Annotated in this window: 2 protein-coding genes; one reads left to right on the top strand and one right to left on the bottom strand. The window is 45.5% G+C overall.

Annotation, left to right across the window (positions count from 1 at the left end; genetic code table 11):
• Positions 1-367: MFS transporter (locus A3761_RS04005; RefSeq protein ID WP_369808168.1), on the bottom strand; the 367-nt coding region annotated here is incomplete at its 3' end.
• Between the two features lie 344 nt (positions 368-711).
• Here A3761_RS04005 and A3761_RS04000 point away from each other — a divergent pair.
• Positions 712-1264 (top strand): MFS transporter (locus A3761_RS04000; protein WP_156491581.1); only part of this gene is annotated, 553 nt, incomplete at its 3' end.

The following is a 1264-nucleotide window of genomic DNA, read 5'->3' as shown; positions in this document are numbered from 1 at the left end:
TGATATAACGAATGCCGATGGTAAAAGATGTGCCACTAATACCGATCCACAAGCCAAGTAATAGGTAGCCTTCCAGAGTCTCGATGTGAGGCAGGATGAATAGTGGCGGTGTGCTAAGAAGCATTTGTAGGGTGAATAGGCTCTTGGGGTTGTAGCGCTCGCTAAGCCAGCCAGCAGGAATACGCCCTAGTGCACCGGTTAGAACCGGGGCCGAAAAGAATAATCCTAACTGTGTTGCGCTTAGGCTTAAGCTGTTTTGAAGTTCAAGCCCCAAAACGGCATAGAGTGTCCATACCGAAAAATTAGCAGCAAATGCTATGGTGGCAATGGTTAAGGCTCTGGCTGCGCCAGGGATCTCAAAATTCATTATGACGCTCTGATCGAAGGCTGTTTAACTCGGTTTATCCTCAAAGGTATTGTTGGTACAGAGGAGCTCGTTTATCTATTAAAGTGATTGATACCTATTAAATCAAAAAAACCTTGTGCATGTTTGTTCTAACCCTTTTGAGTTAGGGGGTATGAGTCGCCTACCTATAAGTGAGTAGGCTTTGTGATGCCTGCTGGCTTTGTGGCAAGGGAGTAAAAAATAAAGTAGGTATATGCGCTGTGCCGGGGCATTCTCAGGCCCTGCCTTACTTGACTCATATCAAGTAGGAAACCCTACACACGAAGCAGAATAGCGTCATACCCCTTTTTTGTATAGGAGGCTTTATGTCCACTGATCTTAAAATAAACCTGTTCGCTTTTGGCGACCCCAAGATTAAAACACTCCACTTTACGTGGTTTGCTTTTTTCTTAACCTTCATGGTTTGGTTTAACCATGCTCCGCTTTTGGTGTTTATGAAAGAAGCGTTTGATATGTCGAGTCAGCAGGTCAAAGCCCTGATGATTCTGAACGTTGCGCTAACAATTCCAGCACGTATCGTCATCGGTATTTTGGTGGATAAACTAGGGCCCAGAAAGGTTTATAGTACTTTACTTGTACTGGCAGGCGTCGTGTGTATAGCATTCGCACTGGCTCAATCTTATGAGCAGCTCGCAATGATGCGCTTTTTAATGGGCTTTGTTGGTGCCGGGTTTGTAATCGGTATCCGCATGGTTGGCGAATGGTTTCCTCATAAGTCTGTCGGTATCGCAGAAGGTATCTACGGTGGTTGGGGTAACTTTGGCTCAGCTGCATCGGCTATGCTATTGCCTACGCTGGCAATGATGTACGGTGGAGAAGATGGCTGGAGATATGCATTAGGTACAACAGGTATTGTTG

This window comes from Oleiphilus sp. HI0123 (genome assembly GCF_001635315.1).
Note: the sequence above shows the minus strand (reverse complement) of the source record. Positions and strands in the feature narration are given on the sequence as shown.